Source organism: Micromonospora sp. C97, from assembly GCF_018070385.1.
Lineage (GTDB): Bacteria > Actinomycetota > Actinomycetes > Mycobacteriales > Micromonosporaceae > Micromonospora > Micromonospora parva.
The window spans coordinates 124250-145536 of record NZ_JAGPXU010000006.1 but is presented as its reverse complement, the minus strand read 5'-3'; the positions used below and the strand labels follow the sequence as shown (position 1 = coordinate 145536).

The window sequence follows — 21287 nt, the reverse complement described above, 5'->3', positions numbered from 1 at the left end:
TCAGCGACTCGTGCAGGTGATGGCCGTCGGGGGCGTGTTGCTGCCGGTCCAGGAGCCGAGGAAACCGGCGGTGGTGCTGGCCCCGGCGGCGAGCGCGCCGTTCCAGCCGCTGTCCCGGACCGTTACCGCGGCCCCGGTCTGGGTGTGGGTGCCGCCCCAGAGTTGGTTGACCTGCTGGCCGTCGGTGAAGGTCCAGCCCAGCGCCCACCCGGCGATGGGGGCGCTGCCAGTGTTGCTGACCGTCAACTCGGCCTGGAAGCCGCCTGACCAGGAGCCGGTCACCCGGTAGGTCGCCGCACAACCGGCGGCCGGCGGCGGGGTGGTCGGCGGGGGCGTGGTCGGCGGCGGGGTGGTCGGGGGCGGCGTGGTCGGGGGCGGCGTGGTCGGCGGGGGCGTGGTCGGCGGGGGCGTGGTCGGGGGCTCGCCGCTGGGCTCGGCGACCAGGATCCCGCGACCGTTGGTGCCGAGGTAGACCCGACCGTAGACACGCGGGTCGCCGGTCAACGCCTCGGTCGGGTTGCCGTACTGGTGGCGGTCGTCGTTGACGCGTACCCAGGTCGCGCCGGTGTCGTCGGAGCGGTGCACGCCGGGTTGACCGTTCACCGTGCCGTAGAGGAACACTGCGGGGTTGGTCCGCCCGGGTGCCGCCTTGCCGAAGCCGACGTTGCCGCTGGCGCTGACGCCGCTCAGCCTGGTGAAGCTCGCACCCGCGTCGGTGGAGCGCCACAGGCCACCCGGCCCGGCCAGCCACACCTCGCCGGCCCGGCCCGGCAGGGCCTTGAACCGCACGTCGGTGGTGGGCAGACCGGTCGCCGCGGTCGGGGTGAAGCTGGCCCCGCCGTCGGTGCTGAGGTAGAAGCGCCCGCCGCTGAAGCCGTAGAACCGGGCGGGGTCGACCCGGTCGGACTCGATCGTCGCGTTCGCCGGAATGCCGGTCGACGGCGCCCAGGAGTTGCCGAAACCGACCGCGTGGACCACGCGTTGACCGGCGTCACCGGGTGCCCAGACGAACCGGCTGCCGTCCGCGGCGGCGGCCACCGTGCCACCCAGGTTGACCCCGGACGGTTCGGTGCCCTGGAACCAGGTGGCGCCGCCGTCGGTGGAGAAGGCGACGTGACTGTCGTTGGGGCGGTCGGCGTCGGTGAAGTTGCCGGCGCGTACCAGCACCGCGGGCTTGTTCTCCGCGTAATCCAGGCTGGTGGTGCTCGTGAAGACCGGCTGGGTGAACAGCATCGACGGGATGGTGTCCAGGTCGGTGTGTCGGAACCCGCCGACGTCGCCGAGCGCGCTGATCAGCGGTGCGCCGCTGGGCGGGCTGACCAGGTCGAGGACGGCGGTCTCCTCCAGCCCTCGGACCATCGGCCGGAGCGTGAACTGACCACCGGTGTCCCACTTGGTCAGGTCGGTGGTGCCGTAGATGGTGGCGCCGGTGCCGTACATCATCCGGTTGGAGTCGTGCGGGTCGATCTCCACCGACTCGTTCATCCAGCCGAGCTTGGGGCTTTCCTCAGGGGGCGCCGGGTTGACACCGAAGGTCAACCAGGGCACCGAGCTGATGTCCATGGTGTAGCGGCGGGACCTCTCCGGGTAGTTGCTGAACTCCCAGATCCGCGTCCAGCTCGCCCCGCCGTCGGTGCTGCGGAAGAAGATGGCGTCCGGCCACCAGGACACCTGGGTGGCGACCAGCAGGGTGTTCGGCCGTTGCCGGTCGATGGTCAGCCCGCTGTAGCCGAAGTAGGCGTCGGCACTGGTGGACGGCACCGGGCTGATCCGCGTCCAGGCCCCGGTCGACCTGGTGAACTTCCAGACGTCGCCCTTGCCGCCGTCGTACGGGCCGCCGGTGTCGCTGGTGGCGATGTAGAGGTGACCACCGACCGGGTCGACGACCCCCTTGTGGGCGAGGTAGCCGGTGGGCTGACCGGGGATGCGCGCCCAGGTAACGCCGCCGTCGGTGCTGCGGTAGACCGGGTTGTCCTTGTCCGCCACGCCCACGTAGATGGTCTGCGTGGTGGAGCCGGCGGTGCCGGTGCTCTTGTCGAAGCTGACCCAGGTCAGGCCCTGGTTCTGCCCGTTGTAGCCGTTCGGGTCGCTGGGGTCGGCCCGGTAGTTGCCGCCGTTGGGGAAGGCGGTGACGCGGGCCCAGGTCGCGCCGTGGTCGGTGCTGCGCCAGAGCCCGTTGCCGCCCTCTGCGCCGTAGTACACGATGCTGTTCCGGTTGGGGTCGACGGCGAGCCGCTCCCCCATTCCCCGGCCCGGCATGTTCCCGCCGTTCTTGAACGGCAGCTCGGTGGCCTGCCAGCTGGCGCCCTTGTCGGTCGAACGCAGGATCGCGCCGTTGTTCGGGTCCCAGCCGTTGGTGTACATGCCGACCGCGGCGTACACCCGGTTGGTCTGCACCGGGTCGGTGGCGATGCTGACCACGCCGTTGTAGCCCCACCGGTCGGCGCCGACCCAGTCGAGCAGCGGCGTCCAGGACTGGCTGCCCTGTTCCCAGCGGTACGCCCCGCCGATGTCGGTGCGCGCGTAGATGAGGTTCTTCTCGGTGGGGTTGAAGACGATGCCGGGGACGAAGCCGCCGCCGCCGACCGGGACGTTCCGCCAGGTGTACGCCTCCGCCGCGGCCGGGGCGGGGGACGACCCGGCGGCGGTGAACGGGACCACCACGACGGCGGTGGCGGCGGCCAGCACGGACACGACGGTGCCGGCGAGACTTCTCCGCATCTGCGGTTCCTCTCGATGGAGCCCCGGGGGACGGGGTCGATCGCCTGGTGACGCCGTGGCCCGGGGGACGAGCACGACGACGGGGACGGACGGAGCTGCCCTGGCTCCATCACCCGACGCGACGGCTCCCGCGATCGAGGAACGCGATTACCGTAACCGAAAGCCGCTCGCTTTGGAAGCGCTCCCATCATCGATGTTGGTCCTCGCCTCCACGCCGGGCCGCCCAGGTCGGGCCACGCCCTCACCCGGTCCGGGCGAGGGCGGCTCACCTCGGGCGGCGGCAGGCTGGCGGCACGGCGGACCTCCGGCCGCGACCAGCGCCAGGTCCGCCATCGCCACAGCGGAGGAGGACAGATGGCCATCGCGGAGATCAACCGCACCGATCAGGACATCCAGTCCGCCGTCCTCGACGAGCTGACCTGGGAACCGCGGGTGCAGCCGCACGAGATCGGCGTGACCGTCGCCGAGGGCGTCGTCACCCTGACCGGCCGCGTGGACAGCTACGCCAAGAAGTGGGCCGCCGAACGGGCCGCGCACCGGGTCACCTCGGTCCGGGCGGTCGCCAACGACGTGGCCGTGCAGCTCACCGACAGCACCGAGCGCGCCGACAGCGACCTGGCCGCCGCAGCCAGCCACGGGCTGGAGTGGGACGCGTTCGTGCCCATCGAGAAACTCCAGGTGACCGTCTCGGCTGGCTGGGTGACGTTGCACGGCGACGTCGAGTGGGAGTACCAGCGCCGAGCCGCCGAACGCGCGGTCGCCCGACTGACCGGCGTCCGCGGGGTCAGCAACGGCATCACCGTCCGACCGGCCAGCGCGCCGGACGGCCACAACCTGGCCGAGCGGATCGTCGACGCGCTGGCCCGGGCCGGAGCGACCGAGGCCGAACGGATCAGCGTCCGGGTGCACGGCGACACGGCGATCCTCGCCGGGTTGGTGCACTCGATGCCCGAACGGGCCGAGGTCGAGCAGGTGGCGTGGTCCGCGCCGGGCATCCGGGAGGTGCAGAACCACATCGCGGTCGCCCCGGTGCTGCGCTGAGCCCGCCAGCGCCGAGCGGGCGCCGAACCACCCGGGGTGGGTGAGCCCGCCTCACCCACCCCGGGAGCAGGCTGGTGGCATGAGTGATCCGAACGGGCTGATCCAACCGGGACGTACCGCGCCTGGTTTCACATTGCCGGCCACCCCGGACGGGGCTCTCGTCGGGCCTGAGCAGTTCCGTGGCCGGCCCGTCGTGCTCGCCTTCTACCCCGCCGACTGGAGCCCGGTCTGCGGGGACCAGATGTCGCTCTACCAGTCGGCGGCACCCGTCTTCGCTCAGTACCAGGCGGTGGTGCTCGGCGTGTCGGTGGACAGCATCTGGTCGCACCGGGCGTTCGCGGAGAGCAAGGGCATCGAGTTCCCCCTGCTGTCCGACTTCGAGCCGAAGGGCGAGGTGGCCCGCCGCTACGGCGCGTACCTGCCGCAGCGGGGCGAGGCGGCCCGCGCGCTGGTCGTGCTCGACCCGGCCGGGACGGTGACCTGGAGCTATCTGTCGCCGCCCGACGTGAACCCCGGCGCCGACGGCATCTTCGACGCGCTGGACCAACTCGCCGCCGATCGGAAGGTGATGGCCGGATGAGCACGCCACTGCAGGTCACCGCCCGCCTTCGCGACCCGGTGACCACCGAGGACCACATCCGGGGACCGGCCGACGCGGCGGTGACCATCGTCGAGTACGGCGACTTCCAGTGCCCGTTCTGCGGTGCCGCGTACCCGAACCTGCACGAGTTGCTGCGGCAGCGGGCCGACACCGTCCGGCTGGTCTACCGCTACTTCCCGATCGCCAACGTGCACCCGTACGCCGAACGCGCCGCCGAGACGGCCGAGGCCGCCGGTGTCCGCGGCCGGTTCTGGGAGATGCACGACTGGCTCTACGAGCACCAGGACCAGCTCGACCCGGTGCACCTCTCGCTCGGTGTCGAGCAGGTCGGCCTGCCGCCGGACGAGTTGAACGCCGAGGTGGAGAACCGGACGCACGCGGACCGGGTGCGCCGGGACTTCGTCGGTGGCATCCGCAGCGGGGTGAACGGCACCCCCACCCTGTTCGTCAACGGCGTCCGGCACGACGGCGGGTACGACCTGCCCGACCTGCTGACGGCCGTGGACGCCGCCGCCAACGCCTGACCCGTGTCCGTTCAGATCAGCCGCAGCTCGCGCGCCCGCCGGACCGCCTCACGCCGGCGGGTCGCGTCGAGCTTGCGGTAGATGTTGCGGACGTGGGTCTTCACCGTGTTGACCGAGAGGGACAACTCGCTGGCGATCTCCACGTTGGACAGGATGCTCTGCAGATAGCGCAGGATGGTCAGCTCCCGCTCGGTCAGCGGCTCGTCGAGTGCGCCCCGCATCCCGGTGGCCGGCCCGGCGGTGCTCTGCCCCGCACCCCGGACGAGGTCACTGACGAGCGCGAAGTGCGCGGTGCCGGCGTCCAGGTGCGCGGCGAGCAGGTCCCGCACGGGCGGCTCCGCCCGGGTGAAGACCCTCCGGCAGCCCTGCGGGCCGGCCAGGTCCAGCGTCTGCTCCAGGATCCGGCCGGCCCGACGCCCGTCCCCGGCCCGCTCGGCCAGCACCGCGTCCAGCAGGCCCGCGTCCAGCCGTACCGGTAACGGCCAGGCGGTGGCGGCCGGCGCCTGCCACGCCGGCAGGGTGCGCGCGGCCGCGGCGGGGTCGCCGGCCAGCAGTTGCACCTTCGCCAACGTCACCGCGAGCACCGGGTCCGTCCCCTCCTCGGCGGCGTCGGTCAGCAGGTCGCGGGCGGAGTCCAGGTCGCCCCGCGCGGCACGCAGCTCGGCTTCGGCGGCCAGCAGCAGACCGGTCAACCTGGCGGCGGACGGCCGGTCGGCCAACGCCTCCCGGGCCCGGACGAGCAGCCGCTGGCCGGCCGCCGGGTCGCCGGAGTCGCGGCGCAGCTGAGCCCCGCACAACGCGGCCACCGCCGCCGCCACCGGTTCCCCGGCCGCGGCGGCCAGCCACTCGTCGCCCACCTCCGCGTCGCCGGACCAACCGCCCGCCACGTCGAGCGCCGCGAGGGCGAGGGCGAGGTTCGCGGTGGCCTCGTCGGGCTGGTCGCGCAGCAGCGCCACCACCGCGAGAGCCAGGTACGCGTAGCCGCAGTCGAGCCGACAGGACCAGCCCCGGCAGGGCGGCATGCCGAGGGCGTCCCGGGCCGCCTGCTCGGCCGACCGCAGTTCGCCGCGCACCGCGAGCAGCAGCGCGGCGCGGCTGGCACCGACCAGCTCGGTGCGCGGTCGCTCAGCCTCCCGAGCTGCCGCCCGGGCCCGGACGAACCGGGCGGTGGGCAGCTCGCCGTCGGCCATCTCGACCAGCCCCAGGGCGGTGCCGGTGAACGCCCGCAGGTCCAGGTCGTCCGCAGCGCCGCCGCCACCGGCCGTCGGGGCGGAGCTGACCACACCGGTCGGCGGGCTGTCCGGCACCCGGGTCGGCGTGGCGTCCGACGGGCGGGTACGCAGCAGGCGAGCGGCGGCGGCCCGCACCTCACCGCGGTCGTCGGCGAGCCGGGCCACGGTCAGCTCCAGCGCGGTGACCAACCGCAGGAACCGGTCCCGGCGCGGCACCGGCAGGCCCGCGGCGTGCCCGGCGGCGGCGCGCAGGTGACCGTCGGCCGCCGGCAGGTCACCGGCGTACGCCCGCTCGGCGGCGCAGGCCAACGCCACCTCCGGGTCGGCGCGGATCACCTCCGCTGGCGGCGGCGCGGGTGCCGGCGCGTGCACCGGGCCACTGTCGTAGCGGGTCAGCTCCGGCCAGTGCGCGACGAACAGGTCACCGGCCAGGTCCCAGCGGCCGGCGGCCAGGGCGTGCCGTAGTCCGTCGGCGGGCCGGCCGTCGCCCGCGTACCAGTCGGCGGCCCGCACGTGCAGCTCGCGCAGCTCGTCGGCGGGCAACCGGGCCAGGTCGGCGCGGAGCAGGTCGGCGAGCAGCGGCTCACACCGGTACCAGGGTGGCCGGGTGTCCTCCCGGTGCAGCAGACCACCGGTTCCGGCCAGGTCGGCCAGCGCCTGCCCGGCGTCGGCGCGGCCGGTGAGGGCCTCGGCCAGGTCGGCGCAGACGGTGTCGACCAGGGCGGTACGCCGCAGCAGGTCCACCTCGCCCGGGTCGAGCGTCGCCAGCACCTCCTCGTGCAGGTAGCCGGCGATCTCCGGTTGGTCCCCGCCGAACTGCCCCACCCAGCGCTCCGGGTCGGGTTGTCCGCGGACCGCCAGGGCCGCGATGCGCAGCGCGGCCGGCCAGCCGCCGGTGCGCTCCCGAAGCCGGTGCACGGCGCTCGCCGGCAGCGCGGCGGCGTGGGCGGTGAGCAGATCGGCCACCTCGTCGTCGGTGAACGCCAGCTCGTCCGGGCCGATCTCGGTCAGCTCACCGGCGAGGCGCAGCCGGTGCAGTGGCAGGTGCAGCCCGGCGCGCGCGCCGATCACCAGCCGGAGCCGCCGGCCGGCGTGCCGCAGCAGGAACTCCAGGCCGGTCAACGCCGCCGGGTCGGTGACCCGGTGCAGATCGTCAAGGATCAGCAGCACCGGCCGGTCGGCGGCGGCGAGCCTGGCGGCCAACGCCTCCAGTTGGTCGGGGCGCGGTGGCCGGTCGGGCACCGGGCCGTCGTCGGTCGACCCGATCGCCGAGCGCAGCGCCGCGGCGAGGTACGCCCAGAGCCGGTCGGAGTCGTCGCCGGCCTCGACCGACATCCAGGCCGAGACGGGGGTGTCCGCGGGCGACACCGACAGGTCGCCGGAGTCGGGCACGACCTCGCCGGGCTGGACGTCGGGTGCGGCGCCGCCCAGCCGCACCCAGGAGGCGAGCAGTGTCGTCTTGCCCCAGCCGGCGGGGGCGGCCACCACCGTCACCGGTCCCGCACTGCCCTCGTCCAGCCGGCGCAGCAGGCGGGGCCGGGCCACCACCGGTTCCGGCGGCACGGCCGGTGTCAGCCGGGACGCCAACAGCGGTGGCCCCGGCGCCGGTTCGACCCGCACCTGATTCTGTTCCAGCACCCAGCCCCACCCCCACCACACGCTCCGCCCCCGGTCGGCGAGCGGTTACCCGACCCGGGCCGGTTCACCCCTTCCGGGCGAGCGCGCTTCACCCGGCCGCGACCGACGATCGGGGGACGTGAACCGGGAGGACGGGTGGTGCCGATGGGACGGCTGGCACGGGCGGGACCCGCCCTCGGCGGCGCGGCGCTGGCCAGGGCGGCACGGTTGCTGCGCGTACCCCGTGGGGGTGGCCGGCCGGGCGCGGACGGCGACGCCGCCGCGCCGGCCCGGTGGGAGGTGGTGACCGTCGACCGGCCCCCGGAGCAGGTCCTTCCGGACGGCCGCTGGCCGGAGCCGCTAGGCCGCCTGGACGGGGCGATCGAGGTGCGGGTGCGGCCGGCGCCCGGCGATCGGGGCACCGAGCTGGCCGCCCGGCCGCTGGCCGGCGTCACCCCGCCCACCGGGCTGGCCGCGCACCTGGTCGGCGACGACCCTGCTCTGCTGGTCCGCCGGACGCTGCGCCAGGTCAAGCAGCGGGTGGAGACCGGTGAGGTGCTCCGCGCGGACCGCTCCGCGCTGGACCGCCCCGAGGTTCCCGGGTGAGGGCGCTGTGCTGGGTGGCCGCCGGTGAGCTGGGGGTACGCGAGGTGCCCGACCCGGAGCTGCGCAACGAGCGGGACGTCATCGTGCGGGTGCGGCGCAGCGCCACCAGCGGGGGTGATCTGCCGCTGCTGTCCGGCCGGCACCCGCTGCTGCGCGCCGGCGACGTGCTCGGCGCGGAGTTCCTGGGCGAGGTGGTCGAGGTCGGCCCCGGGGTTCGCCGACACCGGGTCGGCGACCGGGTGGTGGTCGGCGCGAGCGTGGCCTGCGGCGGCTGCTGGTACTGCCGCCAGGGCCGGCACTCCTGCTGCGACAACGCCCATGCCGACCTGGCCAGCGCCGACCCCGACTGGGCCCGCTCGGACGTCGGGTGCTTCGGCCGGCCGAGGGCGGCCGGCGGTTTCGCCGGCGGTCACGCCGAGTACGTGCGGGTGCCGTACGCCGACGTGAGCGCGTTCCGGGTCCCGGACGGCGTCGACGACGACCGGGCGGTGTTCGCCGCCGACGCCGCGCCGAGTGGGTGGCTCGCCGCCGAGGTGGGTGCGGTGCGCCCCGGCGACGTGGTGGCGATCTGGGGCGCCGGGGCGGTGGGCCAGTTGACCGCGTGGGCGGCGGTGCGGCGCGGTGCCACCCGGGTGCTGATCGTGGACCGGTACGAGGAGCGGTTGCGGATGGCCGAGCGGCACTGCGCCGCCGAGCCGCTCGACTACCGCCGTGACGACATCGCCGCCGAGCTGCGCGACCGCAGCGGTGGGCGCGGGCCGGACGTGTGCGTGGTGGCGGTCGGCGCGCCGCCGACCCGGTCGGTGGCCGACCGCTTCGGCGGCCAGCACGCCGACCGGCCGGACGCGCTGCGGGAGGCGGTGCACGCCTGCCGCAAGAGCGGCATGGTGGTGGTGCTCGGCGGGACGGCCGGGTTCGTCGACGCGTTCCCGCTGGGTGCGCTGACCGAACGGCGGCTCACGCTGCACGGTGCGGGCCGGCCCGACCTGCGCGACGTGCCGACGCTGCTGGACCGGATGGCCCGCGACGAGCTGCGGACCGAGCACCTGGCCACCCACCGACTGCCGTTGGCGCGGGGCCCCGAGGGGTACGCGCTGTTCCGGGACCGGGCCGACGGTTGCGTACGGGCCGTGTTCACGCCGTGACGAGTGTCGATCGGCGGGGGCGAATGGCAGACTCCGGGGATGGCCGTGGAGCGAACGTACGACGTGGTGTTGTTCGGCGCGACCGGGTTCACCGGCGGCCTGACCGCCGAGTACCTGGCCCGACACGCACCGGCCGGGCTGCGCTGGGCGCTGGCCGGGCGCAACCCGCAACGCCTCGCCGCCGTCCGCGACCGGCTCGCCGCCATCGACCCGGGCCTGGCCGACCTGCCGTTGCTCACCGCCGACGTGACCGACGCCGACTCGCTGCGGGTGGTGGCGGAGAACGCCCGGGTGGTGGCCAGCACCGTCGGCCCGTACATCCACCACGGGGAGCCGCTGGTCGCCGCCTGCGCCCGGGCCGGCACCGACTACCTGGACATCACCGGCGAGCCGGAGTTCGTCGACCTGATGTACGTGCGCCACCACGCCGAGGCGGCACGCACCGGCGCGCGGCTGGTGCACGCCTGCGGGTTCGACTCCGTCCCGCACGACCTGGGCGTCTGGTTCACCGTCAAGCAGCTGCCCGCCGACGTCCCGATCACCGTGGACGGGTACGTGCGCGCCGGCGGCCGGTTCTCCGCCGGCACCTACCATTCGGCGCTCACCGCGTTCTCCCGTAGCGGGCAGGCCAGCCGGGCCGCCCGGGAGCGCCGGGCGGTCGAGCCGCGCCCCACCGACCGTCGGGTCCGGGCGGTGCCGGGCCGGCTGGCCCGCTCGGCGGAGCTGGGCATCTGGACGGTGCCGCTGCCGACCATCGACCCGCAGGTGGTGCGCCGTTCGGCGGCGGCCCGCCCGGAGTACGGCCCGGACTTCCGCTACCGGCACTTCGCCGCGGTGAAGCGGCTGCCCACAGTGCTTGTCGGTGCCGCCGGGCTCGGCGCGCTGGTCGGGCTGGTGAAGCTGCCGCCCAGTCGGCGCTGGCTGCTCGGCCGGCTCGCGTCCGGGCAGGGGCCCACGGCGCAGCAGCGGGCGTCGTCGTGGTTCCGGGTGCGGTTCGTCGGCACCGGCGGCGGGCAGCGGGTGGTCACCGAGGTCGCCGGCGGTGACCCCGGCTACGACGAGACGGCGAAGATGCTCGGCGAGTCGGCGCTGTGCCTGGCGCTCGACGAGCTGCCGCCGACCGCCGGGCAGCTCACCCCGGTGGCCGCGATGGGTGACGCGCTGCTCGACCGGCTGGTCCGGGCCGGCCTCACCTTCCGGGTGCTGGAACGCTCGGCTTGACCCTCAACCGGGTCGAGGGGGCAGGATGCCCAGCGTGAGTCACCTGCACAGCATCGGCGAGCTGGCCCGGGCCAGCGGCCTGACGGTCAGCGCCCTGCGCTTCTACGACTCGGCCGGCGTGCTGGAGCCGGCCCTGGTCGACCCGGTGACCGGCTACCGCTGGTACACCGACGAGCAGGTCGCGCCGGCCCGGCTGGTGGCCGGGCTGCGCCGGATCGGCATGCCGGTGCCGCAGATCGCCACCGCGGTACGCGCCGAGCCGGCAGTGGTGCACCAGCTGCTCGACACGCACCTGCGCCGGCTCGCCGACGGGCTCGACGACGCCCGCCGTGAGGTCGACCGGCTCCGGGCCCTGCTGGACCCGACCCCGCCGACCGCCACCACGCTGCTGGTCTCCCCCGCCGCCCTGGCCGCCGCGCTCGACGCGGTGCGCTTCGCCGTCACCGTCGACCCGGAGATGCCGATGCTCGCCGGCGTGCTGTTCGACGTGGAGACCGACGGCGTCCGACTCGTCGCCACCGACCGGTACCGACTGGCGCTGGCTCGGGCCGCTGCCGACGTCGACGGCCCGCCGGTGCGGGTGTTCGTGCCGGTGGCCCTCGTCGACCAGCTCCGGCCACTGCTCGACGCCGCCGACACCTGGCCGGTCCGGCTGACAGTGGCGGGCGCGGACCTGCGGGTGCGGGTGGCCGAGGGCACGGTGACCGGCACCGCCCTGCCGTACGACTTCCCGGACTACCACCGGCTGCTGCGCAAGGCGGTCGGCGAGCGGTCCACCGCGCGCCGGATCCCGGTCGACGTGGCCACCCTGCGCGCCGCGCTGGCCGACCCGGCGGCCCCCACCGTCGACCGCGACCATGACGGCACGACACGTGCGGTCACCGTGCTCGGCGTCGACGACCGGGGCGAGCTGCGGCTGCTCCCCGCCGCTGACCTGGGCACCGACGCGCTGCGGGTCGGGGTGGACGGTGGCTACCTGCTGGACGCGTTGAACGCGGCCGGTGGGCCGCAACTGGTGCTGGAGCTGGACGGGCCGATCGCCCCGCTGGCCGTACGCCGACCGGACGACGCGGACACCTACTCGGTACTGATGCCGATCCGGCTCTAGAACCTCCCCGTCCCGGGCGGAAAAGCCCGCGACGGTAGCATCTGGTGGTTCACCTGTGACCCCGGACGGAGGCGTACGGAGCAGCATGCTCGACATGGAGTTGATCCGGAAGGATCGCGAGGCGGTGGCGACCGCGCTGGCGAAGCGTCTGGATCCCGCCGAGGTCACCCGTGCCCTGGACGAGATCCAGCGGCTCGACCAGGAACGCCGCGCCCTGATCACGGAGATCGACGCCGAGCGGCAGCGCCGCAAGGCCGAGGCCCGGGCGTACGCGCAGGCGAAGCGGGCCGGCGAGGAGCCGCAGGTCGCCGCGCCGGAGGCGGAGCGTCGGCAGCTCGCCGAGCTGGAGTCCCAGCTCGACGAGGTGCAGGTCCGGCTGCGCGACGCGATGAGCGAGCTGCCCAACCTGCCCAGCGACGACGTGGTGGCCGGCGGCAAGGAAGCCAACCGGGTGGTGAAGACCTTCGGTGAGCCTCCGGTGATCGAGAAGGTCCGCGACCACGTGGAGCTGAGCCGGGCGTTGGGCCTTGTCGACTACGAGCGCGGCGTCAAGCTCGGCGGGTCCGGTTTCTGGATCTACACGGGCATCGGCGCCCGGCTGGAGTGGGCGCTGCTCAACTACTTCGTCGACCAGCACATCAGGGCCGGTTACGAGTTCCTGCTCCCGCCGCACCTGCTGCTGGATTCGGCCGGCTTCGCCGCCGGGCAGTTCCCCAAGTTCTACGACGACGTCTACCACCTGGATGCGGCGTCCGCCCCGCGCGGCCAGTTCCTGCTGCCCACGTCGGAGACGGCGATCCTCGGCGCGTACCAGGACGAGATCCTGGAGACCCCGAAGCTGCCGCTGAAGGCGTTCGCGTACACCCCGTGTTACCGGCGGGAGTCGGCCGGTTCGCACTCGGACGAGCGCGGCACGGTGCGGGGGCACCAGTTCAACAAGGTGGAGATCTTCCAGTTCACCCTGCCGGAGCAGGCCGACGCGGCGTTGGAGGAGATGCTCGCCCACGCCGAGAGCCTGGTCGAGGGGCTGGGTCTGCACTACCAGCGCACGCTGCTCTCGGCCGGTGACGCCAGCGCCTCGATGAAGAAGACGCTCGACATCGAGGTGTGGATGCCGAGCACCGGCAAGTACAAGGAGGTGTCGTCGGTGTCCTGGGCCGGCGACTACCAGGCTCGTCGGGCGGCCATCCGCTACCGCGAGCCGGGCGGCAAGCAGACCCGTTTCGTGCACACGCTCAACGGCTCGGCGCTGGCGACGAGCCGGCTCTTCCCGGCCATCCTGGAGCAGTACCAGCAGGCCGACGGCAGCGTCCTGGTCCCGAAGGTCCTCCAGGAGCGCCTGGGCACCGACCGGCTGACCCCCCTGCGCTGAATCAGTCGGCGGCGGGGCTGGTGCGATCCGCACCAGCCCCGCCGTCGTCGTTTCGGGCCACGGGTGTCAGACCGTGGTCGATCCCGCCGGTTCAGGCACCGAACACCTCCGCGTGGGTCAGCCGGGCGTCACCGGGCTGCCAGTCGGCGACCGCGATCGCCAGGTACCGTCCGGAGGACCTGGTCGTGACCGTGGTCTCGGGTTTCGGCTTCGGGACCGAGGCGACCGTCACGTAGCCGAGTCCGTCGGCCGAGGTGGCCACGGTGATCGGCCGCCGCCGACCGGGGGTCCAGGTCAGGCGGACCGATGCCAGATCCCGGAGCGATCCGAGGTCGATCACCAGTCGGCCGTTCGGGCCGGGTTGCCAGGCGGTCCCCGGGTCGCCGTCGACGGCGGCCGACGGGTCGGTCATGCCGGCCGGGAGCGGTGACGTCGGGTAGGTCGTCCGGGACCGGGCCAGGTCACGTGTCGGCGTCACCGTCCCACCCGCGAACGCGACGTCCTTGCGGTGTCCGGCGGGAACCGTCACTCGCTGTCGGGCGCCGCCGGCCGCGGACTCCACCTGCACCTTCACGATCTGCCCGGCGGGCGCGGTGACTCGGAGGTGGTGCGAGTCGGTGACGTCGAACCGGGTACCGGCGGGGATCGTCTTCTCCGGCTGTGCCGCGGTCACGGTGAACCGGGGCGGCTCGACGCGTGCGGTCGATGCGGCGAGGTCGACCTGGTACGTGCTGGTCCCCGATCCGGTGACCTGGCTTCCGTGGTACAGCCGCAGCGTGGCGCGCTGCGCAAGCGTGACGGCCGCCGTGATGTCGTCGTCGGACAGGTTGAACAGGCTGAGGTATCCGTCGGCGTCACTCACCCGCAACGCCTCCGGACCGCCGCTGGGCAGGGTTCGCGACGCCGCAGCGGCCAGGGCCGACCTGTCCGCGCCCGCGTACCCCTCGATGATCAGCCGGGTGCTGCCGGTGGCCGGCCCGCTGGACAGGGTGACGGTGGTGGCGGTCACGGTGATCGGATTCTGGGCGTTGTGGACCACCAGACCCGCTCGTCCGTCGACGTCGAGCCAGGAGCCGGTGATGGTCGGGCTGTCCGGCACCACCGCCGCGTCGCTCCAGTCGGTGCCGTCGAGTGAGGTCTGGATGACGTAGCGGGTGCCGTACGCGGCCTCCCAGTCCAGGCGTACGCCGCTGATGTCGATGGGCTCACCGAGGTCGACGGCGAGCCAACTGTCCGCGCGGGCGCGTTCCTCGCGGGCGACCGCCCAGCGGGTGCCGGGGTTGCCGTCGGTCGCGCGCGCCGCGGGGTAGGCGGGGTCGGCGGACGAGGCCGTGGTGGGCCGCCCGATGGCGCGGTCGACCCCGCCGGCGTCGAGCACGGCGAAGGCGAACAGCGAGTAGCCGTACTGGTTGACGGGGGATCGGCCGAGCATCCGCACGTACCGGGCTGGACGAGGCGCGAAGCTGATCTGGTCGGTTCCGCCGTCGCCGACGCCCGATTGTCCGGCCAGGGTGACGGACCCCTGTTCGCCGGTGAAGGTACGGGTGCCGGTGAGCCCGGGTACGCCGGGCATGTCCAGGTTGAACAGGGTGAGCGCGCCCTCGTCGGCACCGATGCCGGTGGTGGCGTACACGACCGTTCCGGTGGGCAGCGTGACGTATCCGGCGGTGCCGCCGGCGACGCGGAGAACGGTCGCCGTGGCGTCGACACCGTCCCGGGCCACTGTGTACGCGGCGGAGGCGCGGCCGAGGACCGGCGCGGACTGCCTCGGCAGCAGCGAGGCGGCCCGGGTGTCGAACAACCAGTTGTCGTGGGCGGGGGCCCACTGGAACGAGACGAATCCGGTCTTGCTGACCGCCGCGGCGAAGGCGGTCGCGCTCTGGTGGGCGGTCAGCCCGGCCTGCTCCCCGAAGTCCCTGGTGCCCGCCGCCGCCGCGAAGAACGCGGTGCTGGCGACCGGCTGGACCACGCCGCCGTTGGCTGCCCGCCAGGCATGGAAGAGATAGCTGATGGCGACCTCGGCCCGGGCCTCGGGCTCGTACTTCGGCTCGCCGCTGAACTTGGTGAGCCGATTCTCGGGCGGGTAGTTCAGGTAGGGCATGAGCCGGTCGGCGAGGTCCGCCTCGGCCCGGGCGGCGTGCCGGTCGCCCTGGACCTGCGCGAGGAAGGCGAGCGGCAGGACGTCACGGCCGTACAGGTGGTAGCGGTCCGCGACCATCGGCATGAAGGGTTCGCCGGCGTCGCTGGCCAGCAGCCGCATGGTCCGCCACAGCTCGGCACCGCTGGGCTGCCTGGTGAGTGCCTCGGGGAGCGGTTGGCCGGCGGCCAGGAAGTGCGCCGCGGTACGACCCGCGGTGCGCCACAGTTCCTCCTGGTAGTGCGGGCCGAAGGAGCCGTGGTTCTCGACCAGGAACGTGTCGTGGATGTTGTGGGCGGTGTTCCAGTCCGCGACCGCCCGCCCGTCGACGACGGCGGGGTTGGCACGGTCGGCTGCCGGTAGTCCGGTCGCGTTGAGCGTCCACATCGAGAACCGCTCGCGCCACGCCGCGGCTGCGGGGTCGTCCGGCGCCCAGGCCAGACCGGGCGCGATCGCCTGGGCGTAGACCCCCATCTCCTCGAGCTTGGTGTCCCCGATCCAGCCACCGGTGAGGCCGTTCGGCGTCCAACCGCCACTGAGCGGGTCGTTACCGGTGCCGAGGGAGTGGGCGTACGCGGCCTGCCCGCGGGCGATGCGGTCGACGTTGGTGCGGGTCACCTCGTCCAGGTCGGACCAGAGCAGTCGGGCGGCCAGGACGAAGTACAGCTCGAAGGTGCTGTCCCAGAACAGCTGTCGGCCCCACTCGGTGCCGCCGGTGAGCCGGTTGGTGGCCGCGAAGCGGCGGATGGTGGCGACGGTACGGGCGTGCAGCGTGTCCCGGTCGACGCCTGCCGCTGCCGCGTCGTACCCGGGCGAGGTGAGCAGGACCGCGTTACCGAGGACGACCGCGAACCTGAAGTCCGCGAGGCGGTACGCGTTGATCGCCGGATCCCACTGCTCCTCGGCCCATCGGGTGTGGGCGAGCAGCAGCGCGTGGTAGGTGTTGGCAACCGGGCCGACGGTCGCGGCCGGTGACCAGGTGGCGGATGGCGCGGCCTGGGCGGCGGCGGGTCGGGCGATGGCGAGTCCAGCGCCGATGGCGCTGCCAAGGATGAGCAACCGCCGCCGGCTCAACTCGAGTTCGGATATGCGCATGGTGGTCCTTCGGTGTGACAACGTTGTCAGACAGCCTCCGGTGATCGTTTCCGGATGTCAAGACCGACGCCGTCGCCTCAGGGACGACGAGGGCGGTGGGCGCGCTTCGCCACGAGCGCGGCCAGGAGCAGGGCGGCCAGGGCGGCCAGCAACACCGCCGGGCCGATCCGGTCGAGGGCGTCGGCCAGGGCTCGCTGGACCTGGGCGGCCACCCGGATGACCGGGTCGTGCAGCGCGTCGCGGCGACCGGCGGCCAGCCGTAGCTCGTACCAGCCGTACCAGGCGACGTAACCGCCGGCGAGCAGCAGCACCAGGCCGCTGAGGCGGGGCACCAACGCCCCGGCGACGCGCAGCCGGGCCACCAGGCCGTCGCGCAGCAGCGCCACCCCGAGCGCGGCGACAGCGACCACCAGACCCATCCCGAGGGCGTACGCGCCGAACAGCGCCAACCCCTGACCGGTCGAGCCGGTCTGGAGGCTGGTCACCACGATGGCCAGGAACGGCGCGATGGCGCAGCCGAGCGACGCCAGCGCGTACGCCGCGCCGAACAGCGCCATCGACGGCCAGGACCGGGTCAGCCGGGGCGCCCGGGCGGACCAGCCGGGGGTCGGCAGCCGCCGACCGGCGAGCAACCAGCAGCCGACCACCACCAGCAGCACGCCGAGCGTCACTGTCAGCCACGGCAGGCGGGGCCGCAACCAGCCGGCCAGCGGCGCGAGCGCGAGGCCGAACGCGCCGAACACCAGCACGTACCCCACTGTCAGCCCGGCCGCCGCGGTGAGCGCGCGGCCGACCGCGCCGCGGGTGTCCGACGTCCCGGCGACCAACAGCGAGAGGTACGCGGGCAGCAACGCGAAGCCGCACGGGTTGACCGCGCCGAGCATGCCGGCGGTCAGCGCGAGCAGCAGTGCGCCGGTCACGCCCCGGCCAGTGCGGCGACCCTGGCGGTGAGCGCCTCACCGTCCAGGAATCCCTGGTGGACGACCGTGCCGCTGCGGTCGATGACCACGAAGATGCTCTGCTCGGTCACCTTGAACCGCTTCCAGAGCACTCCCTTGCTGTCCTCGATCTGCGGTGTGCCGTCGAGCTCGAACTCGGTGACGAACTCCTTCATGGCCTTCCGTTCACCCAGCCCGGCCACGCCGACGATCGGCACGGTGTCCCGGTACTTCGGGGCGATCTCGGCCACCGTCCAGGCCTGACTGGCGCAGGTGGCGCACCACGGCGCCCAGAACCACAACACCACCGGTCTGCCGGCGAGCTGCGCCGCGTCGAACGCGGCCCCGCCGAGGGTCGTCCCGGTGAAGCGCAGCACGTCCGGGATCCGCGCTGGCGCGGCCGGAGGTCCGCCGGTCGGCGCGGGCGGTGTCCCGGTCGGCGCGGCACCGGGCGGGGCCGATCCGGCGGCGGTGGGTCCGCCCGGCGCGACGCCGGTGCAGGCGGCGACGCCGAACAGGGCCACCACGAGCGCCACAGCGGTGGCGCCACGGCGTACCGGTCCAGCCGCTGTCCAGCGGCGCGGCTGCCCGGCCGCCGTCCACATCCTGCTGATCCGCATCCGTTCCTCCGTCTCCGGTCCGGAAGGGACCCTTGCTGGACCTGGGGCCTACCTACTCGGCCTTGGCGAGTCGGAGGGCCAACTCGGGGCAGACCTTGACCGCCTTCAGCGCCCCCTCCCGCAGCCAGGTCGGCACGGGGGTGGCCGGGAAGGCGGGATATCCGTTCGCGTCGAGGCGGATGAAGTCCGGGACGACGTGCGCGCACAGGCCGTGCCCGTCACAGCGCGACCAGTCCAGGGTGAGCTTCTGCGGGTTCGCGTCGGGTGCGCCCGGCAGCCCCATCACGCCCTTGACCCGCCGGCCGCAGCCGTCGCCGGTGCTGTGCAGTCGCAGGTCCTCGGCGAAGACCTCGATCGCGGAGAGCGCGAACCGGGCGGTGCCGTCGGGGTGGCTGCACGCGCCCCGGCCCTTCACCTCGCCGGCCGCGGCCCGCACCACGTCGGCCGGTTGGCTGCCGGCGACGGCCAGGTCCACCGCGCGGGCCAGGTCCGGCAGGCCCATCTTGCACGGTCCGCACTGCCCGGCGGACTCACCGGCCAGGTAACGCACCACCTGGGCGGCCTCCCCGAGCGGGCAGGTGTCGACACCGAGCGGGACGATGATGCCCGCGCCGAGCGTGCCGCCGACCGCCGCCAGGCCCTTGCGGGAGACCTCGGCCTTCTCCGCCGCCTCCGGGGTGATCCACTTGCCGTGGTAGCCGCCCATCAGGATGCCCTGGACGTCCGGCACCTCACACAGGTCGAGGACGTCGCGCAGCGGCATGCCGGCGGTGCACTCCACAACGGCCGGTCGGCCGGCCGCCCCGGTCACGGTGAGCAGCACGGTGCCCGGCTCGTCGTCGGTACCGAGCGCCGCGTACTCGTACGGGCCCAGTCGGGCGCCGACGGCGAGCTGGGCGTACGTCTCGGCGTTGGACAGCAGGGTGGGCAGGCCGCTGACCCCGGAGTCGCTGGAGCGCTTCTTGGTGCCCGGCGGGATGTGCGGCAGCCCGTTGATCCCGTTGACAAGTGCGCCGCCCTCGCCGGAGATGAACCGGTGCGGCACTGTGACGATCGTTGTCTGCACCGGCATCCGGCGCTCGTCGAGGGCGTCCATCAGCGAGTCCCGGCCGACCCCGTCGTCCGCCACGCCGATCACGATCTCGTCGGCGTCCAGGGCGTACGCGGCCAGCGCCGCGCCGTCCAGGATCAGGTGCGGGGCGCGGGTCAGCAGCACCTTGTCCTTCCAGCTGGCCGGCTCCCCCTCGGTGGCGTTGACCACCACCACGGCGGCGAGGTCCTGCCGCTCGCAGGACTCCAGCACCGCGCGCAGTTTGCGGGCGAACGGGAACCCTGCCCCGCCCTTGCCCTTGAGTTGCATGCCCTCGGCGAGCCGGAGCAGTTGCGCCGGCTCCATCGGGCCGATCGGTCCGTGCACCTCCTCGTGCGCGATCAGGTCGAGTCGGCCGTACTCGGCGAAGCCGGCGGTGAGCCGGGGCTCGCCCACACAGGCGACCGGTGGCACGGCGGTGCGCATCATTTCGCCTCACCCCGCAGCCCGGCCCAGTACGCCCCGTCCACCGCGTCGGCGCTGGCCTTGCGCCGCTTGGACCGGCCCTCGCCGGCTGCCCGCTTGGCCCGCCGTGACGCCAGGTCGACAAGGGTGGGGGTGTCGTCGACGGGCACCTCGTCCGGCACGTACCGGGCCGGCGGACGCCAGTAGTCCGGCTCCTCGGGCAGGTCGTCCTCGGCGCTGTGCCGGCCGCTGCCGCTGCGCGGCGCCGACGAGATCGGGCTGCTGGAGATCGGGCCGGCCGAGATCGGCTCGACGGAGACCGGGCCGGCGGAGATGGGCTCGTCGGCCTGCCACCGGCGTGGACTGTCCCACGGCTCCTCGGCCTCGTCGAGGGTCGGCCGCGGCGGCGCCGAGTAGCGGCTGCCGTCGTCCTCGCTGCGGGACCGGCGACGGGACCGCTCGGCGGCCGGCTCGTCGACGCGCCGCCGGCCGGCCGGTGCCACCTCGTCGCGGGTACGCGAGGCGCGCCGCCGGGTCACCGGCTCGGCCTCCTCCTCGTCGCGTCGACGGATGTCGGTCTCGTCCACGCCGCGGCGGGTCGACCGGCGGGTCGTCGGCTCCTCCTCGGCGCGCCGGCCGCGCGAGGACCGTTCGGTGTCGCGGTAGGCCGCCGGCTCCTCCTCCCGTCGGCGTCGGCTGGGCCGGGTCGGTTCGACGAGCGAGCCGGGCTCGGGCACCACCGGGACGGTGAACCGTTCCGGGTCGCGGCGGGCGGGCGGGGCGGTCCAGGTGGCGGTGGCGGTGTCCGCCCAGGCGGGACGCTTGTCGGTGGCCTTCGGGCGCCGACCCAACCCGGCCAGCAGCGATCGGGCGGTCTTCGCCTCTTCAGCCCGGCCGACCATCACCGCGTTGCGCACCGCTGCCTGGTGCTGCTCGCGGCTGCGCCGACCGATGGTGACCGAGAACCGCACCAGCAGGGCCAGCACCACCAGCAAGACGCAGCCCAGGTAGCTGAACATCACCCAGGGCGCTGCGGCCCGACCGGCGTTGAGGCCGTGCAGGATGGCGAAGGGCCAGGCCAGGTACGCGGTCGAGTGCAGCGCGCGCCAGAGCCACCTCGGACCGACGCCCGCGAAGCGGGCGCGGATGATGCCGGTCCAGATCACGCTGACCATCAGCAGCGCGGCGACGGTGCCGAGCCCGACGTAGAAACCCCCGCCGCCGACGAACGGCACCAGCGCGTCGGTCGCCGCCGCCCGCCCCGTGCCGATCTTGGTGAGGACGTGGAAGCCGAGCCCGGCCACCCCCAGCACACCGGTGGCCCGGTGCGCCGACTGCATCAGCACCCGGTGCGGGATACGCAGCACCAGCCGGTCGGTGGCGAGCAGACCGAGCATGACGGTGAGACTCAACGACACCAGGGAGACCACCCCGGCGAAGAACTCGGTGAAGAAGAAGCCGTACGCGTACGCCGTCTGACCGGTGCCGGTCAGCATGATCGCCGCCCAGAGCGCGGCGAGCACCGAAGCGATCAGCAGGGCGCTCGCCGACCGGGACGGGGTGCGCACCCCCCGACTGCTGGCGGTGGTCCGGATCGTCGCCTTCTTGTCCTGCTGTGCCCGGGCCATCTGCTCCTCGATCGTCTCGCGGCGGCGTACCACCGGCCGACCCCTGCTCCCCCATCCAGTACGGACCGGCGGGGCGCGCGGATCACCCGCCGCGAAAAATTTCTGGGCCGGGATCGAACCGAGGGGCACGGCCGTGCGTTGCACCCCGCTCCCACCCACCAGATCGGACAGTGACGAACGTGCATG

15 protein-coding genes are annotated in these 21287 nt (G+C 74.1%); 8 read left to right on the top strand and 7 right to left on the bottom strand.

All coding sequences use genetic code 11. From position 1 onward, the window contains the following. Positions 1-2721 carry a cellulose binding domain-containing protein gene (locus tag KBX26_RS11765; protein WP_210865429.1) on the bottom strand — a complete coding sequence of 907 codons (2721 nt, stop codon included), beginning with the start codon at positions 2719-2721 and terminating at the stop codon, positions 1-3. 354 nt (positions 2722-3075) lie between these two features. Between KBX26_RS11765 and KBX26_RS11760 the strand changes: the two genes are divergently transcribed. The 3 genes from KBX26_RS11760 to KBX26_RS11750 all read left to right on the top strand — a co-directional run bounded on the left by KBX26_RS11760 (position 3076) and on the right by KBX26_RS11750 (position 4887). Further along, positions 3076-3762 carry a BON domain-containing protein gene (locus KBX26_RS11760; protein ID WP_030330308.1) on the top strand — a complete coding sequence of 229 codons (687 nt, stop codon included), beginning with the start codon at positions 3076-3078 and terminating at the stop codon, positions 3760-3762. 79 nt (positions 3763-3841) lie between these two features. Next, complete coding sequence (locus tag KBX26_RS11755; RefSeq protein WP_210861600.1) at positions 3842-4342, top strand: redoxin domain-containing protein; 501 nt, start codon at positions 3842-3844, stop codon at positions 4340-4342. After that, positions 4339-4887, top strand: coding sequence for a thioredoxin domain-containing protein (locus KBX26_RS11750; RefSeq protein WP_030330312.1), 549 nt, complete (start codon positions 4339-4341; stop codon positions 4885-4887). The genes KBX26_RS11755 and KBX26_RS11750 overlap by 4 nt, the downstream gene beginning before the upstream one ends. A gap of 11 nt (positions 4888-4898) precedes the next feature. Here the strand turns inward: KBX26_RS11750 and KBX26_RS11745 are convergent, their stop codons facing one another. After that, positions 4899-7757, bottom strand: coding sequence for a LuxR C-terminal-related transcriptional regulator (locus tag KBX26_RS11745; RefSeq protein ID WP_245233572.1), 2859 nt, complete (start codon positions 7755-7757; stop codon positions 4899-4901). A 144-nt stretch (positions 7758-7901) separates the two neighbouring features. Between KBX26_RS11745 and KBX26_RS11740 the strand changes: the two genes are divergently transcribed. From KBX26_RS11740 to serS, 5 genes are all read left to right on the top strand, one after another. Next, the gene (locus KBX26_RS11740; RefSeq protein ID WP_247680512.1) at positions 7902-8342 is read left to right on the top strand and encodes a hypothetical protein; all 441 of its coding nucleotides are present in this window, start codon (positions 7902-7904) and stop codon (positions 8340-8342) included. Then, positions 8339-9487 (top strand): alcohol dehydrogenase catalytic domain-containing protein, encoded by a 1149-nt coding sequence (locus tag KBX26_RS11735; protein WP_210865428.1) that lies wholly within the window; start codon positions 8339-8341, stop codon positions 9485-9487. The genes KBX26_RS11740 and KBX26_RS11735 overlap by 4 nt, the downstream gene beginning before the upstream one ends. A 39-nt stretch (positions 9488-9526) precedes the next feature. Beyond that, positions 9527-10708, top strand: a complete 1182-nt coding sequence (locus KBX26_RS11730) for a trans-acting enoyl reductase family protein (RefSeq protein WP_210865427.1) — start codon at positions 9527-9529, stop codon at positions 10706-10708. 25 nt (positions 10709-10733) lie between these two features. After that, on the top strand, positions 10734-11816 hold the full coding sequence (locus KBX26_RS11725; protein WP_210865426.1) for a MerR family transcriptional regulator: 1083 nt from the start codon (positions 10734-10736) through the stop codon (positions 11814-11816). An 85-nt stretch (positions 11817-11901) separates the two neighbouring features. After that, entirely contained in the window at positions 11902-13188 is a 1287-nt protein-coding gene (gene serS, locus KBX26_RS11720) for a serine--tRNA ligase (RefSeq protein ID WP_210865463.1), read from the top strand. A gap of 91 nt (positions 13189-13279) precedes the next feature. Here the strand turns inward: serS and KBX26_RS11715 are convergent, their stop codons facing one another. The 5 genes from KBX26_RS11715 to KBX26_RS32725 form a co-directional block, all read right to left on the bottom strand. Continuing rightward, positions 13280-16420 (bottom strand): discoidin domain-containing protein, encoded by a 3141-nt coding sequence (locus KBX26_RS11715; protein WP_210865425.1) that lies wholly within the window; start codon positions 16418-16420, stop codon positions 13280-13282. Positions 16421-16497: 77 nt separating this feature from the next. Continuing rightward, a complete protein-coding gene (locus KBX26_RS11710; RefSeq protein WP_210860376.1) occupies positions 16498-17340 on the bottom strand; it encodes a cytochrome c biogenesis protein CcdA in 843 nt (280 codons plus the stop codon). Beyond that, positions 17337-17978, bottom strand: a complete 642-nt coding sequence (locus tag KBX26_RS11705) for a redoxin domain-containing protein (RefSeq protein WP_247680511.1) — start codon at positions 17976-17978, stop codon at positions 17337-17339. The genes KBX26_RS11710 and KBX26_RS11705 overlap by 4 nt, the downstream gene beginning before the upstream one ends. Before the next feature lie 52 nt (positions 17979-18030). After that, the gene (locus KBX26_RS11700) at positions 18031-19497 is read right to left on the bottom strand and encodes an NADH-quinone oxidoreductase subunit NuoF family protein (RefSeq protein WP_210860372.1); all 1467 of its coding nucleotides are present in this window, start codon (positions 19495-19497) and stop codon (positions 18031-18033) included. Then, positions 19494-21134: a hypothetical protein gene (locus tag KBX26_RS32725; RefSeq protein WP_307857799.1), complete on the bottom strand. Its 1641-nt coding sequence runs from the start codon at positions 21132-21134 to the stop codon at positions 19494-19496. Before KBX26_RS32725 ends, KBX26_RS11700 begins: the two co-directional genes overlap by 4 nt. Between the last annotated feature and the right edge of the window lie 153 nt (positions 21135-21287).